The sequence below is a fragment of the Armatimonadota bacterium genome (assembly GCA_018268395.1).
Lineage (GTDB): Bacteria > Armatimonadota > Fimbriimonadia > Fimbriimonadales > Fimbriimonadaceae > JAEURO01.
Genome location: JAFDWQ010000001.1, coordinates 265,347 through 279,853, shown reverse-complemented (window position 1 = coordinate 279,853; position 14,507 = coordinate 265,347). Strand labels below are relative to the sequence as shown.

The 14,507-nt window shown below is 64.1% G+C and carries 12 protein-coding genes; 6 read left to right on the top strand and 6 right to left on the bottom strand.

The features are described from left to right. Window positions 1-39: 39 nt before the first annotated feature. Window positions 40-924, bottom strand: a complete 885-nt coding sequence (locus JST30_01200) for an alpha/beta fold hydrolase (GenBank protein ID MBS1712932.1) — start codon at window positions 922-924, stop codon at window positions 40-42. A 42-nt stretch (window positions 925-966) separates the two neighbouring features. Here JST30_01200 and JST30_01195 point away from each other — a divergent pair, with 42 nt between their 5' ends. From JST30_01195 to JST30_01175, 5 genes are all read left to right on the top strand, one after another. Next, entirely contained in the window at window positions 967-1,314 is a 348-nt protein-coding gene (locus JST30_01195; GenBank protein ID MBS1712931.1) for an RNA-binding protein, read from the top strand. 44 nt (window positions 1,315-1,358) lie between these two features. Continuing rightward, window positions 1,359-2,879, top strand: coding sequence for an NAD(P)H-hydrate dehydratase (locus tag JST30_01190; protein MBS1712930.1), 1,521 nt, complete (start codon window positions 1,359-1,361; stop codon window positions 2,877-2,879). Between the two features lie 590 nt (window positions 2,880-3,469). Beyond that, a complete protein-coding gene (locus JST30_01185) occupies window positions 3,470-4,141 on the top strand; it encodes an FHA domain-containing protein (protein ID MBS1712929.1) in 672 nt (223 codons plus the stop codon). Further along, on the top strand, window positions 4,141-5,583 hold the full coding sequence (locus JST30_01180) for an FHA domain-containing protein (GenBank protein ID MBS1712928.1): 1,443 nt from the start codon (window positions 4,141-4,143) through the stop codon (window positions 5,581-5,583). Before JST30_01185 ends, JST30_01180 begins: the two co-directional genes overlap by 1 nt. Window positions 5,584-5,657: 74 nt before the next feature. Beyond that, complete coding sequence (locus tag JST30_01175) at window positions 5,658-7,055, top strand: VWA domain-containing protein (GenBank protein ID MBS1712927.1); 1,398 nt, start codon at window positions 5,658-5,660, stop codon at window positions 7,053-7,055. A 1-nt stretch (window position 7,056) separates the two neighbouring features. Here the strand turns inward: JST30_01175 and JST30_01170 are convergent, their stop codons facing one another. From JST30_01170 to JST30_01150, 5 genes are all read right to left on the bottom strand, one after another. Then, window positions 7,057-7,716: an ABC transporter ATP-binding protein gene (locus JST30_01170; protein ID MBS1712926.1), complete on the bottom strand. Its 660-nt coding sequence runs from the start codon at window positions 7,714-7,716 to the stop codon at window positions 7,057-7,059. Next, entirely contained in the window at window positions 7,713-8,855 is a 1,143-nt protein-coding gene (locus JST30_01165) for an ABC transporter permease (protein MBS1712925.1), read from the bottom strand. Before JST30_01165 ends, JST30_01170 begins: the two co-directional genes overlap by 4 nt. A gap of 69 nt (window positions 8,856-8,924) precedes the next feature. Further along, window positions 8,925-9,602 (bottom strand): dihydrofolate reductase family protein, encoded by a 678-nt coding sequence (locus JST30_01160; GenBank protein ID MBS1712924.1) that lies wholly within the window; start codon window positions 9,600-9,602, stop codon window positions 8,925-8,927. A 79-nt stretch (window positions 9,603-9,681) separates the two neighbouring features. Beyond that, the gene (locus JST30_01155) at window positions 9,682-10,944 is read right to left on the bottom strand and encodes a sigma-70 family RNA polymerase sigma factor (protein MBS1712923.1); all 1,263 of its coding nucleotides are present in this window, start codon (window positions 10,942-10,944) and stop codon (window positions 9,682-9,684) included. Window positions 10,945-11,073: 129 nt separating this feature from the next. Then, entirely contained in the window at window positions 11,074-12,273 is a 1,200-nt protein-coding gene (locus JST30_01150; GenBank protein ID MBS1712922.1) for a type II secretion system F family protein, read from the bottom strand. Window positions 12,274-12,465: 192 nt separating this feature from the next. On the opposite strand from JST30_01150, the gene ligA reads away from it, so the two are divergent. Further along, window positions 12,466-14,490: an NAD-dependent DNA ligase LigA gene (ligA, locus tag JST30_01145; protein ID MBS1712921.1), complete on the top strand. Its 2,025-nt coding sequence runs from the start codon at window positions 12,466-12,468 to the stop codon at window positions 14,488-14,490. Window positions 14,491-14,507: the final 17 nt, after the last annotated feature.

Here is a 14,507-nt window from a genome sequence, read left to right as displayed (position 1 = left end):
TGGAGATGACACTCACGGTCGTCACCAGGTTCCCCTTGCCTAGGCCCTGGGCATCAGGTCGTGGCGTTCCATGAAACCGAAGATCTCCTCGACATACCTCTTCGGCTCTTTAAACCGCGCCCTGGCATGGTTCGTATCTTCGAACCAGACCGCCTCGGCGCGCGGGCCGGCCGCTTCGATGCAACGCGCCGCCGAAGCGGCCGGGATCAGCGGGTCGATCCTCCCGTAGATGAAGAGGACGGGAGCTCCGCTGATCTTGACCAGCGACTCTTCGAGATTGGCGTCCTCCAGGTTCACACGTACGAAGATGCGTCCGAACAGTCCGGTCGGCCGGAGCAACGTCTTGAACTTGCCGCGCAGGAAGAACGACCACCAACCGCGGGCGGCCTCGTTGACTTTGGCGTAGGCGCTGTCCAAGACCAGGGCGTCCACGGACCCGGGTTCGATCGCAGCCTGCCGGGCACAGGCGACCCCGCCCATGCTGTTGCCGATCAGCACGATCCGGTCGTCAGGTCGCTGTTCTTTGACCCATCGGACGGCGGCGGCGACGTCCAGGGCCTCCTCGACGCCGAACGTGCAACGCTTGCCGCTGCTCGTGCCGTGGGCACGAAGGTCGAAGAAGAGACAGGACGCTCCGCGGGCCCGGAACTGGGACACGAACGGGACGAACTCACAGCGGTTCGTAAAATAGCCGTGGACGAACACGACGGTCGTGTCTCCCGAGCCCGTCACCCACCACGCCCGAAGGGTCTGTCCGTCATTGGTCAGGATCGAGACGGTCTCCTGCGGCATCCCCATTTGGGCCGGAGTCGACGACTGCGGCATGCGCGGGGGCCGGACACTGACCCAGGCGACGACCGCCAAAAGCAGGAAATAGGTGAGCACGATGCCCCCTGCGACGCACAGAAGAACCAAGATCAACATTGAACCGCCACCGATATCGGATAAACTTTTTGCCCGCCGCCGATGTACGCCCTCAATTTTTACTCCGAACTCTACGAAGACCTGCTGGCCAAGAACAGGAAAACGGCGACCATAAGGCTAGGCGACAAGTCGGACAAGTACCGCGCGGGCATGATCGTATGGGTCACCGTCGGCCCCCGTTTCGGGCGCCGGCAGAAGCTGTACGCCGCCATTGTAGACCGCGTCGAAGTCAAGCCGATCGTAGACCTATCGCCCCGGGACATCGAACGGGAAAACCCGGAGATGCGGACCCAGGACGATGTGATCGCCTTATTGGCCCGACTGTACGACGATTTTGTCACTCCTGCCAACCTGGTCACCGTCATCCACTTCTCTCGTGTGGACGAATAAGCGCGACGGTTTTCTGCACCGAATTTTCGGCAGGTGTCGCTGAAATGTGGATCGCGACCGCGGCCGAGATGCGTGAAACCGAGGCTTTAGCCTCCTCCGAGCACGGGATCGCCGCCGAGACGCTCATGGAGAACGCCGGTCGTGCGGTGTTCGACGCCGTCCGCCGGGCGGCGCCCGGGCCGTCCCCGGTCGCCGTCGTCTGTGGGCCCGGGAACAACGGAGGCGACGGCTATGTCGTCGCCCGTCTGGCGCACGAAGCGGGCTTCGACGTCTCGGTGTTCGCCACGACGCTCGACCTGAAAGGGCTGCCTTTGGAACAGGAGCAAAGGTGCAGGGCCGCCGGATGCAAGGTGTCCGACTTAAGCGACCCATCGGCGCGCGGGGCTCTGAAAAGGGGGCATTGGCCCGTGGTCGTCGACGCGGTGCTGGGAACGGGCGCCACGCGTGAAGTCTCGGGGACGGTCGCCGCTGCCATCGAAGCGATCAACGCAATGCAGTGTCATCGGATCGCGGTCGACGTACCCTCTGGGATCGAAACGGACTCAGGCGAGGTGTTGGGGATGGCCGTCATGGCCCATGAGACCGTGACTCTAGGGCTTCCCAAGCCGTACCTGTTCTTGCGGTCTGGTCCCGGATTCTCCGGCAAGTGGAGCGTCGCCGACATCGGCTTTCCCCAAGGACTGCTCGAAAGACCGACAGGGGTGCGGCTCGCCCCGACCACGACGGTCCTGCCGGTCCGGACGACGGACAGTCACAAGGGTGCGAACGGGCACGTCGTCGTCATCGCCGGGTCGGCGCGTTACCGTGGTGCGGCGACGCTGGCCGCCCAGGGCGCCTTGAAAGCGGGCGCAGGCCTGGTGACGGTGGCGGCCATCGAACCCGTCATCGCGGCGGTGGCCTCGCATGTCCCGGAGGCGGTCTTCCTGCCGCTTCCAGAAGACGAAGGAGCGATCAGCGAGAAAGCGGCACCGATCTTGATCGAGGCTCAGAAAGCTTGGGAATCCGCGGTCATCGGGCCAGGGCTCGGTCTATCGCCTGGAGCGGGCCGCTTCTTGAGGGCGCTCTGGAGCCGATGGGAGGTCCGTTCCGTCCTCGACGCGGACGCGCTGAACTGGTTGGCGCGCGCCATCGAACCACCTGTCGCCTTTTGCATCCTGACCCCTCACCCAGGAGAAGCCGGTCGCTTACTCGGTGAACCGGCAACGGCTGCGACCGTCCAGTCCGACCGGTTCGGCGCCGTCCGCCGTCTCTGCGAAACGCTGCGACGCCCTGTTCTGCTGAAGGGCGCCTACTCGGTCTATGCCACCCACGGCGGGCCTCTGACCGTCAACTCGACAGGAAACGCGGGGATGGCGTCTGGCGGGACGGGAGACGTCTTGGCCGGCGTGATCGGGACGCTCTTGGCCCAATTACCCCCCGGATTCTGGACGGAGGCAGGTTGGAAAGGGGCCCTGTGGCACGGTTTGGCCGGAGACCTCTGCGCTCAAGAAATCGGCAAGATCGGATTTTCTGCTTCCGACATCGCGCAATTCTTGCCTCGGGCGCGGTCTATTCTAACGACGTGAGAACAGTTTGGGGGTTTTGCGTGGCGCTCGTCCTGTGCGCGAACGCTAGGGGGCAAACAGCGAAGCCGGTAAAAATCGAATTCGCTGCCGAGGGCGACCGTGAAGTCTGGATCGGCCCGACGGCCACTCCGGGGCTGTTCAAAGACCCGGTCGCGGCGACCGGGCTCTCGATCACTCTTGACGCCCCCTCCGATCCTGCGGCCTATACCCTCTACGCCCACGATAAGAAGTCGGGCAACGTGGCCTCGAAGCCACTGGCAGACGCGATGAAGACGGGAAGCTGGAAGGTCGCGGCCGCTGACGAAAAGCGCGTGTTCCGGCTTCAGTTCTCCGTCGTTTCCAACGGAAAGCCCGTCGCAGCGGCCGTCGTGAAAGCCAAAGCCGGAAAGGAAGAGCGGGAAGCGCTCCTGACTCCAGAGAGCAAGGGAACGGTCAACGTTTACAACCTGCCGGTCGGGCCCGTCGAAGTCCGGGTCCAGTACAACTCGGGAGGGTCGACCCAAACGACCCCGCCTCAAACGTTCGAGGCGAAACTAGGAGACGGCCCGGCCAAACCTCACACCTTGACCGTGACAGGCGAAGTCGAGACGATGTCGGAAACACCGACTCCCGGTTCCAGCACGGCGACGCAGCCCTCGGACGTCAAGGACGACCGCGGGCCTGACAGCAGACGGGACGACCGCAGGTCGGTCGAACGGGAAGCCGCGTCCGCACCGAACCCCTTGGTCTCGTTGCTCAATCTGGTGATCGGGCTGGCCGTCGTCGGCGGCCTCGGCTACGCCGTTTTCACCTACTACAAGAAGAACACCAAGCAGGTCGACGACGCCTTGAAGAAGTTCGGCATCGGCGAGCAGCCTCCGCAAGACCAGACGCCCGCACCGCCCGTGCCCCAGCAGCCCCAACCGCTCAAACCGATCGTGCTCGACGCCGCCGTTCCAACGGCCGCTGTCACGCCGATGGCCACGACGACGATGGTGGCGGCCAATCCACGACTCGTCCGTCCGGACGGATCCGTGGTCCTGCTGCAAGAAGGGGCGACGACCGTCGGTCGGGACGACGGCCTGGGCCTTTCCTTGATCGGCGAGTCTTCCGTCTCCCGCCAGCACGCACGGTTCGACCGGGCCGGTGACTCGGTCCGGCTGACGGACCTCGGAAGCACGAACGGAACGTTCGTGAACGGGAGCCGCCTCCAAGGCGAGACGGCCCTCTCCGTCGGAGATTCCGTGCAGTTCGGAGCCGTGGCGTTCCGATTCGAGGCCTGATGGGACGCGCACTGATCAAGGCCATGGTCTGCGGCGCGGCAGGCTTTGTCGCTTGGATCCTGACCGAACCGTTCTTTCCGAAGACCATTCCGGCAGGCAACTGGACGCTCGATCCGGCCTTCACGAACATCGAGCGGTGGTTCGTCTACTTTCTCGGCCTTCTGATCGGTGGTTCCGCGGGCGTCTTGAACGGCCTGGAGCGCGGCGGCAAGAAGAACGTCATGATCTCCACCGGTCTCGGGATCGTTTTCGGGGCTGCCGGAGCCGGGTTCGGCCACACGATCGCAGGAGCGGTGTATTCGCTCTTCGGCGGCGGGTTCGGGAACGGAAACGTCATCGCAAGGACGTTCGCGTTCCTGCCGTTCGGCGTCACTCTTGGGGCCGCCGTCGGTGCTTCGCAACGCTCCCTGAGGACGCTCGTCTCCGGTGCGATCGGTGGAGCCATCGGAGGGTTCGTGACGGGAGCGGTCTTCGACGTGACGGCGAGGGCGATCGCGGGCCTCATGCCTCCGATCGCCACTGCGAACGTTCCTGCCGGCTTCCAAGCCGAGACGGGAGCGCCTGCCCGGGCCGTCATGGCCTTCGGCTTGGGCCTGATGATCGGGCTGTTCACAGCCCTGATGGACTGGGCGACACGCCGCGCATGGGTGAGGCTCGTGCTGGGAAGGAACGAGGGCAAGGAATGGCCCGTCGACGCGGCCCAGACCCTGATCGGTCGTGACGAGCGGGCCCACATCCCCCTCTTCGGCGACCCATCGGTTCCTGCCCTTGCCGCCGTGATCGTCAAGCAGGGCGGCCAATACCTGCTTCAGGATCCCGGATCGCCGATCGGCGTCGGGCACAACGGTGTCCGCGTGCCGCAAGCCGTCCTCTCGTCCGGCGACACATTTCAGATCGGGACGATGCAGTTCCAGTTCCTCATGAAATCCGGATCGGCCGGAGCGCACGAAGGTCGGGCCAAAGGCGTCCCCGTCGGCGGCACGGCACCTTATCAAGGATTCCCGCAGGGCGTACCTCCGCCGGCTCAGGCTCCCCAGCCCTACGGCTACCAGCAGCCACCGACCCAACCGACGGTGGCCATGCCGCAAGCCGCACCCCAGCCGACCATGGTCTACCCGGCGCAGCCTCAGCCGTCGCAACCGACGGTCATGCCGGGTTACGGGGCGATGACCTTGGTCGCGGTCACGGGCCCGCTGACCGGGCAGCGGTTCCCGGTGGCGGGTGCCGTCGAACTGGGCCGGGAAGCGACGGGGGTCTCGCTCGGTTTCGACTCCCAAGCTTCGCGCCGCCACGCCTCGGTGTCGCCGGCCCAAGGCGGGCTTCAGGTCATGGACCTGGGCAGTACGAACGGCACGTTCGTCAATGGACAGCGCGTTCAGACGGCGTTCCTAAGACCAGGAGACACCTTGACCGTAGGGTCGACTCAGTTCAGACTCGAATGACGACCGAGCAAAACAGGCCCGGCCGGCGTCTAGTTAAGGGCAGAATTGCCGAAGGATAGAAGATAGGTAGCGGAATGCAGCAAGACCCCAACAAGACCGTGGTGGGCGGGTTCGACCCGAACCGGACCGTGATCGGCACGGGACCGGTGGACAACCGGACCCAAGCCATGTCGTCGGCCCCCATGGCCGGCGACCCGAACCGGACCACGGCCTGGGCGCCGCCGTCGCAGGAACTGCAAGTGACCGTGGCTCCGAGCCGGACGGCGACCATGGCGAACGGCCCCGCCCGCGAGCAGTTCCTGCTCGAAGTGACCGCTCCGCAAGAGCCGGGGCTCCCGGGTGTCGCCGTCGGAGGAGCGCGAACTCCGCTCAACCTGTGCCTGGTCATCGACCGGTCCGGGTCAATGGAGGGTCCACCGCTGGAGTACGCCAAGCAGGCTTGTGGCTTCGTCGTCGACCTCATGGGGCCTGACGACGTTTTGAGCATCGTCGTGTTCGACGAGACCGTGGAAGTCCTCATGCCGCCCCAGCGCGTCACGAACCGTCAAACGGTCAAGGACGGCATCTCCCAATTGACGCCGGGCTATACGACGAACCTGTACGACGGCATCCAACTCGCCGCCCATCAATTGGCGGTGCACGGCGAGAGCGGCCGTGCGACGCGCATGGTCGTCTTGAGCGACGGTGACCCGACGGCGGGGATCAAGGACTTCGCCAGTCTCGTCCAGCACGCGGGCGACATCAAAGCACGAGGCGTGACCTGCACGTTTTTGGGCTTCGGGCCGGACTACAACGAAGAGCTCTTGGCCGCGATGGCGAAGAAGGCGGGCGGGAACTACTATTACATTCCGCAGCCCCAACTGATCCCCGAGATCTTTCGGACGGAACTTCAGAAGTTGATGACGGTCAGCGCGATGCACTTGCGGCTGACGCTGAAGCTTTCACGGTGGGTGAACCTCCGGGGTGTCACCGGGCATTCCGTACCTCCGGACTCTCGCGAGTTCACGCTCGACCTCGCCGATCTGGAGCGCGGGGCCACGATGCAGATCGTCCTCGACTTTGACTTCCCGAACCATCCCCTTGGTCACTATCGCGTTTGCGGGGGAAAGCTGGAGTATTCGGACGCGTCGGGCGCGACCCGGGCGACGAACGTCGACTTCGTCATGGAGTTCACGGCCGACCCTGCACGCTACTCAGCGCCGCAAGACCCGAGGGTCTCGGCCGCCGCACAAGTCAGCGCCGCCTCCCGGACCGTTGAGCGGACGATCATGGGCCTCAAAACCCAACAGATCACGACGGCCGTCGCACTGGCCGACCTTCAAAAGACGCAGGCTCTTCTCCTTTCGCAAGGCCGGACGAACGAAGCCCAAGAGGTCACGGTCGCCATGCAGGCCATCCAGCGCGGCGACAAGGGCGGAGCGGAAAAGACGTTGATGGGCACCATGGTCAACCTCGACCAGGGCAAAAAGTAGCTTAGGAGTACGAGTGCTCTTCCTCGATACGGCCGTCCGCGATCCGGACGATCCGGTCGGCCTTCTCGAGCATCGACGGGTCATGGGTGACCATGACGAGGCTGCCCGGTCCCCTGTTCGCGACGAGGCTCTCGACGACGGCGGCCCCGTTCGCATGGTCTAGGTTCGCCGTGGGTTCGTCCGCGAAGACGGTCTCGCGGCCACCGAGCAAAGCGCGGGCGATGCACACCCGCTGTTTTTCACCGCCGCTCATTTCATGGGGCAGTCGGTGGTTCTTCGTCCCGAGGCCGAGCCCGTCGAGCAACGCGAGGGCTTCGTCGTGACGGTCTTCCCCCGGACAGGCCAAGACGACGTTTTCCAGTGCCGACAGGTACCCGAGAAGGTAGGGGTATTGGAACACGAATCCGAACCGCCGCAGCCTCAGTTCCGACCGTTCGGACTCGGGCATCTTGGCCATGTCGCGTTCGCGGTACAAGATTTCGCCCCGGCTCGGGGTTTTGAGCCCGCACAGAAGGTAGAGCAGCGACGACTTTCCAGAACCGCTCGGGCCGAGAATGCCGAGAAACTCGCCGTCCCTGACTTTGAGGTCAGCGTCTCGGACCGCGAACACTTCCTTGCCATGGTCGGAGTACACCAGGGAGGCTGCGCGAGCCTGGATCATACGAGCCTCCGCTCGACGACTCCTACGGGGTCGAACGTCGCGAACCGACGGGCGACCGTGACCGTGGCCGCGACGAAGATCGCGATCGGCACGGGGACGGTGTAGAGGTAGGCCGACTTGTCCCAGGGGTCGAGCATGAACGCCCTCGGATCCATCAACGCGGCTTTGACCGCCGAAAGGAGAAGGAAGGCCACGACGACTCCGAGGATCCATCCGCCGACCATCACGAGAGCGGTCTCGACGAGGACGCGGCGCAAAAGCGCCTTTCGGGTGTAGCCCAGGGCCTGAAGCAGGCCGAACTCCTGAAGGCGCTGGGACTGATAGATGTTCATCAGCATCGCCATCATCAGCGTGATCACGATGACAAGCATGGCCACGACGACGTTGAGGATCGAATACAGGATCCGGAACATTTCGTCGGTCTCCTTCTCGAGCTGAAAGTACGCGAAGACGCGTGCCTGTTCGCCCTTAAAGCGGTCGTACGCCCATCGGTCGAGCTTGCCCTGGTCCTTGACGTCTTGTGCCATCACGATCAAGAGGTCTATGGGAGGGAAGTGGTGTTCCCGGTGGTATTCGATCGGGCACAGGATCATCCAGGGGGCCATGTGGGCGACCCCGACGATCCGGACCTCTTTCGGCGAATAAGCTTCGGACGTGTCCGGACCGAGAAGGACGTCCCCGAGCTTCTTCCCCAAATTGCGCATCACGGGTTCGGAGACGATCGCTTCAGGTTTGCCGGCTTCCGGGTACCGCCCTTCGATCCGGGCCCCGCCAAGCCTGTCGACGTAGCGCCGCATGTCGTCCTGGCCTAAAGCGACGATGACGAACCGCCAGGGGCCGACGATGCTCTTGACTTCGCAGTCGCTGGCACGGCAGACCATGACGGGCGCAAGGGGGACGGGGGCCTCTTTCTCGACGACAGCCTTGAGAAGCGGAGTCATCGCGTTGTTCCCTCGAGGGGTCACGCCAAGGTAGTTGCGGCTATAGCCGTAAGTCGTCTTGATGCTGAGCGGGATCGAGTCCATGATCGCCACGATCCCCGCGATGAGCATGACCGCAAGGACGATGACCCCGACGAGAGGGAACGTCTTCCCGGCGTTCCGGACGAGGAACACCGTCGGGGCGAGGGGGTTGCGCACGCGTCTGGACAGTTTCTCCTAACGGAGCATCGGTGCCCGAGACTCCGCCCAGGGGCGCTCTACTGTCTCTTAGCGTGGCCGCCGATAACGGAGGAAGACCTCGTCCTCCTCGACCGTACAACTGAGTAGGTGGAAGGTCTTCAAAGACCCCCTTGGCAGAGGGTCCCCGCCGGCGACGGTCGGCGTCTCGCGCCCCAGCTTCACCTTGGGTGCCACGGTCAGGAAGACTTCGTCGATCAGATCGGCTTCGAACAGCGATGCGTTCAGCTCGCTTCCACCTTCCACGAGGAGCCGCTCGATGCCGAGGTCCTGACGCATCGCCAGGAGCACAGGGCGCCAGTCCGCCGATTCCCCGGTGACGAGGGTTTTGACCGGGCTTGGAACGTGAATCAAGCCTCTGGAGCCGGTGACGACCCATGTCCCGTGAGGATCGTCAGTGAAGAACCGTGCGGTGTAGTCCAGCCCGCCGCTGCTCGAGACGACGAACCTCTTGATGCCCGGAGCGTAATGGAGGCCCTTTGTCGCCCGTAGGGAACCGGCTCCGATCATGACCGCGTCGCTGACGTCTTCGATGGCCCGCATCGTCGCGTGGTCGGTGGACGACCCAAGGTCCATGACGTTTTCGTCGCGCTCGCCGGAGACGGTCTTGCCGTCGATCGTGGCGACCATGTTCAGGTACGTGTAGGGCCGCTCCGGCCAGGCAGGAGGGAAATCGAGTTCGGGATAAACGGGACGCGCGTCGGCCATCGTCGGCTCTTCCACCGTACGCATGCCCCTAGAGGACGCCGCGCCGGCCCCTCCATTGTGGGCCGGCCCATCGCCAGGATCAAGCCGCCTTGCGGTCGGCCCGGTCGTCCGAAGCGACCGAAAGGAGGTCCAAGGCGTTGCGTCCGTGCTCCGGCGCACTGGCGTGTCCGATCTTGACTTCGATGGCGTTCGAGCCCGCGAAGCGACCGATCAGCCATTGCGAGAAACGGCGGTTCATCCTTTGCCGGACCAGGCCCGTCGAAGCGCCTTGACCGGGCAGGATGACGGCGAAGCCGCTATCGCCGTAGCGGCAGACGACGTCCAAGGACCGGACCGATGACCTTAGGAAATCCACGCAGTCGGCCAGGAAGTCGCGGACGCTGGCCGCTCCATAGAACTCCTGAAGGCCCTGCAGGCCCGTGAACTGCACGACGACGACCCCGACGGCCGAGTTCGTCGAGACCACCCGATGGATCTCCTCGGTCAGCCTCGCCTTCAAGTAGTCCTCGGTATAGGCTTTGGTCTCCTCGTCCATCACTTCGCCGTCGTTCGGCAGTCTTCGGCGCAGGGACCGGTCGGCTTCCTCTTCGCTCGTCAGGATGCGGCGGAGCTTGCTGAGCGATTGTCTCAGGATGTGGGAGACGTAGTTGCAGGAAATTCCGAGTTTGTCCGCGATCTCGGTCTGGCTCATCGAATCGAAGTGGAAGTAGACCAAGACTTCGCGCTCCAGGTCCCGGAGCTGTTGCATCGCCGACTCGAGAAGGACCCGGTCTTCCACACTGACCTGACCCGTGCACGAGCCCGACGCGTCGAGCTTGTCCAGGTCGCAGTCGCCCTCTTCGTCCTCTTGAAGCGGCGCGTCCAGGGAGGACACGCGCAGGAGTTCCTGCGTCGCGGTGACTTCTGCGATGGCCTGTTCGCTGATCTTGCAGGCTTCGGCGATCTCCCGTTCGGTCGGCTGACGACCGAGCTCGGCCTGCAGCGTCAGTGTCGCCTTCGAAATGCGTTGGCGCAGTTCCTGGATCCAGGCCGGATGCCGGATGATCTGAGAACGGTCGCGCAGATAGTGCTTGATCTCGCCCGCGACGAGGTGCGTCGCATAGGTGTTGAACTTGACTCCGGCATGGGGGTCGAACTTACTGAGCGCGTTGAGGAGCCCGATGTAGCCGACCTGGATCAGGTCGTCGACCGGTTCCACGCCGCTGAAGCGGCGGGCGATCCGCTCGACCATCGCCGCACATTGGACGATGATGAGGTCTTTCAGGTCCGGTCTCGGGTCGGCGGCGTAATCCACCACCAACGCTTCGACGTCCTTCTTGGCTCCTACAGAAGATTCCGACATGTTCATTCCGTTGATCGTCGTTCTCCGGCCGTCCTGGCCGGATCCCTTCCTTCGTCCCTCCTGGACTCCGTCAGGGTCTGTCGTCCCTCCTGCCGGCCGTCGAACGGCGGGCAGGAGGGTGTGAATCGGTTACTTGTTGACGCTGTTGACGATGCTGAAGATCGGCGTCATGACCGAGATGGCGATGAACCCGACCACGCCACCCAGGAAGATGATCAGCATCGGCTCGATCATTGACGTCAGACCCTTCACCGTCGCCTCGACTTCGGTGTCGTAGAAGTCGCCGACCTTGACGAGCATCTCGCTCAGGCGGCCGGACTCTTCACCGACGTCGATCATGTGCGTCACCATGCTCGGGAACAGGCCCGAAGCGGCCAGCGGCACGCTGAGCTTCTGCCCCTCGCGAATGCTGGAGCGCGTCTGTTGGACGGCTTCGGCCAGGACGCCGTTCGCCATCGTTTCGCCCACGATCTCGAGGCTGCGCATCATCGGGACGCCGCTGTTGATCAGCGTGCCGAACGTGCGGCAGAAACGGGCCACGCTCATTTTGAGCGAAAGCTCGCCGACGATCGGGAACTTCAGTTTGAAGAAATCGAGCTGGTAGCGGCCCTTCGGCGTCTTGCCGTAGATCTTGATACCGATGAGCACGGCACCGACGAACAACAGGATCGTCCACCAATAGGCCTGCATGAAGTCGCCGATCGCGAACAGCATCGCCGTCATCGCCGGCATCTTGACGTTCATGCCCGTGAAAATGTCTTTGAACTTGGGCAGCACGAAGCTGAACAGCACGAACAACATGAGCTGCGAGAAGACCAGGACCAGCACCGGGTACATCATCGAGCTCTTGATCTTCGACCGGACTTCGGCTTCGTACTCCAAGAACCCCGACAGGCGGTCCAGGATGATGTCCAGGATGCCGCCGAGCTCGGCCGCCCGGATCATGTTGACGTAAAGCTTGTTGAAGACCTGAGGGTGCTTGGCCATCGCTTCGTTGAGCGTGAGGCCACCCTTGACGTCGTTCCTGACGCTCTCAAGGACCGGTTTGAGGATCGGATCCTTGGTCTGCGACCACAGGATGTCGAGGCACCTCAAGATCGGGATGCCCGCGTCGATCATCGTGGCGAACTGGCGTGAGAACACGACCAGGGCCTTCGGCTTCATCTTGCCCTTGGCCATGGTTCCCCGTTTCCGGGTCTGCCTGAGCTCGAGGGCCTGCAAACCTTCCGACCGGAGGTGCTGAAGGACCAGCGCCTCGCTGTCCGCTTCCATGACGGACTTGATCTTTCGTCCTGACTTGTCGACCGCTAAATAGGCGTAATAAGGCATCCTGCCGGGCTCCTCCCCGCATCTTGCGGGGGCTGCACAGCCTTAATTGTCGGAACAGCCGGACAGGATTCCCCAGGGGAGCTTGCCGGGTTTTGAGCCCTGAATTCCGGGCGTCCTTCGACCGATAGAGGGCTGACTCCCGCCCGACTGTCGTCGGATTCCGCCCTCCTGGGCGGCGGTAGCATGCAGCCTATGGACTTAGCCGAGAAGGCCGCGAGGCTCAGGGCCGAGATCGAGCGCCACAACGTCCTCTACTACGTCCACGACGCGCCGGAGATCAGCGACAGCCAGTGGGACGCCTTGTTCCGCGAACTCGTCGAGCTCGAAGAGGCCCATCCCGAGTTGCGGACCGACGACAGCCCCACGCAAAGGGTCGGCGCCCCCCCGATCGAGCGGTTTCTACCCCACCGCCACGGCACTCCCATGCTGTCCCTGGACAACGCCTTCGGTGAAGGCGAACTCCGATCCTTCGACGAACGTGTCCGGCGGTTCTTGGGAACCGAGGAACCCGTCGATTATGAGGTCGAGCTCAAGTTCGACGGGATCTCCATGTCCCTCACCTATGAGGACGGAGTCTTGGCCGTGGCCGCGACAAGGGGGGACGGGACGACGGGCGAGAACGTGACCGCCAACGCCAAGACCGTCCGGGGGATCCCTCTCCGGCTCGCGGTCCCCCTGCCCGGTCGGATCGAAGTCCGAGGCGAGGTCCTGATGCTCAAAGAGGTGTTCGAGAAGCTGAACGCAGAGCGGTCCCAGTCCGGCCGACAGGTCTTCGCCAACCCCCGTAACGCGGCCGCCGGAGGGATGAGGCAGCTCGACAGCCGGTCGACAGCCGAGAGGAAGCTCAGTTTCTTCGCCTACGGCACAGGCGCGGGCGACGCTGTCGTCCCCGCGTTCCGGACGCAGTCCGAGAAGATGAATTGGCTCCGGGACCTCGGGTTCCCGGTCCGCAAGGAGACCCGGGTCTGCCACGGCGTGGACGAAATCGTCGCGGCCGTTTCGGCGATGCAGGACTCGCGCGCGTCGCTCCCTTTCGGCATCGACGGGGTCGTGGTCAAAGTCGACGACCTTAGCCTGCAGGAGGAACTCGGGTTTACGGCCAGAGGGCCGCGATGGGCTGTCGCATACAAGTTCCCGGCCGAACAGGCGTTCACCGTCCTGAACTCGATCGAGTGTAACGTCGGACGGACGGGGGCGGTGACCCCCTTCGCCGAACTCGAACCTGTCTTTGTCGGCGGTGTGACCGTCGGGCGAGCCACGCTGCACAACTACTACGAACTGGCCCGGAAAGACATCCGGGCCGGAGACACTGTCATCGTTCAACGGGCTGGTGACGTCATTCCGGAGGTCGTCGGGCCCGTATTGGAGAACCGGCCGGCAGGGGCCGTTCCCCACGTCCCACCGACCCACTGTCCGGTCTGCGGAGCCGAGTTGGTCCGGGAAGAGGGCATGACCGTGCTCCGCTGTCCGGACCGACGGTCGTGCCCGGCCCAGATCCAAAGAAAACTGGAGCACTTCGCGAGCCGCGGTGCGATGGACATCGAAGGCTTGGGGGAGAAGCAGGTCGCCCGATTGGTCGAACTGGGTTGGCTGACCGATCTCCCCAGCATTTATGCTTTGAAGGAAAGGCGCGGCGATCTGATCGGACTCGACCGGATGGGGGAGACGAGCGTCGACAACCTCCTTGCGGCGATCGAAGCATCGAAGCACCGTCCCCTGGAGCGGTTCCTGTTCGCGCTCGGTATCCGTTACGTAGGGGACAGGACGGCGGCCGACATCGCCCGGGCCTTCGGAACCCTCGAGGCCTTTCGACAGGCCGACCGCGCCCGTCTCGAACAGGTGCCCGACATCGGGCCGCGGACGGCCGGGGAGCTTGAGGAGTGGTTGGAACAGACCGAAAACAGGGAGTTGATCGACGCCTTGCTCGGCGCCGGAGTCCGTCCACAAGAAGCCGAGCGTCCGTCCGGCGACCTCTTTGCGGGGCAGACCGTGGTCTTCACGGGCAAGCTCGAACGGTTCACGCGGGAGGACGCCGAAGCCCTGGTCATGCGGCAGGGCGGCAAGGCGGCCGGTTCCGTCAGCAAGAACACGGCGTTCGTCGTCGCCGGCCCTGGAGCCGGCTCGAAGCTGGACAAGGCCAACCAACTCGGGATCAAGGTGCTGACCGAAGACGAGTTCCTCGCGTCGCTCCCGGAAGGGCTGCTCGGAGAAGGGTAAGCCTTACCCCCGAACGG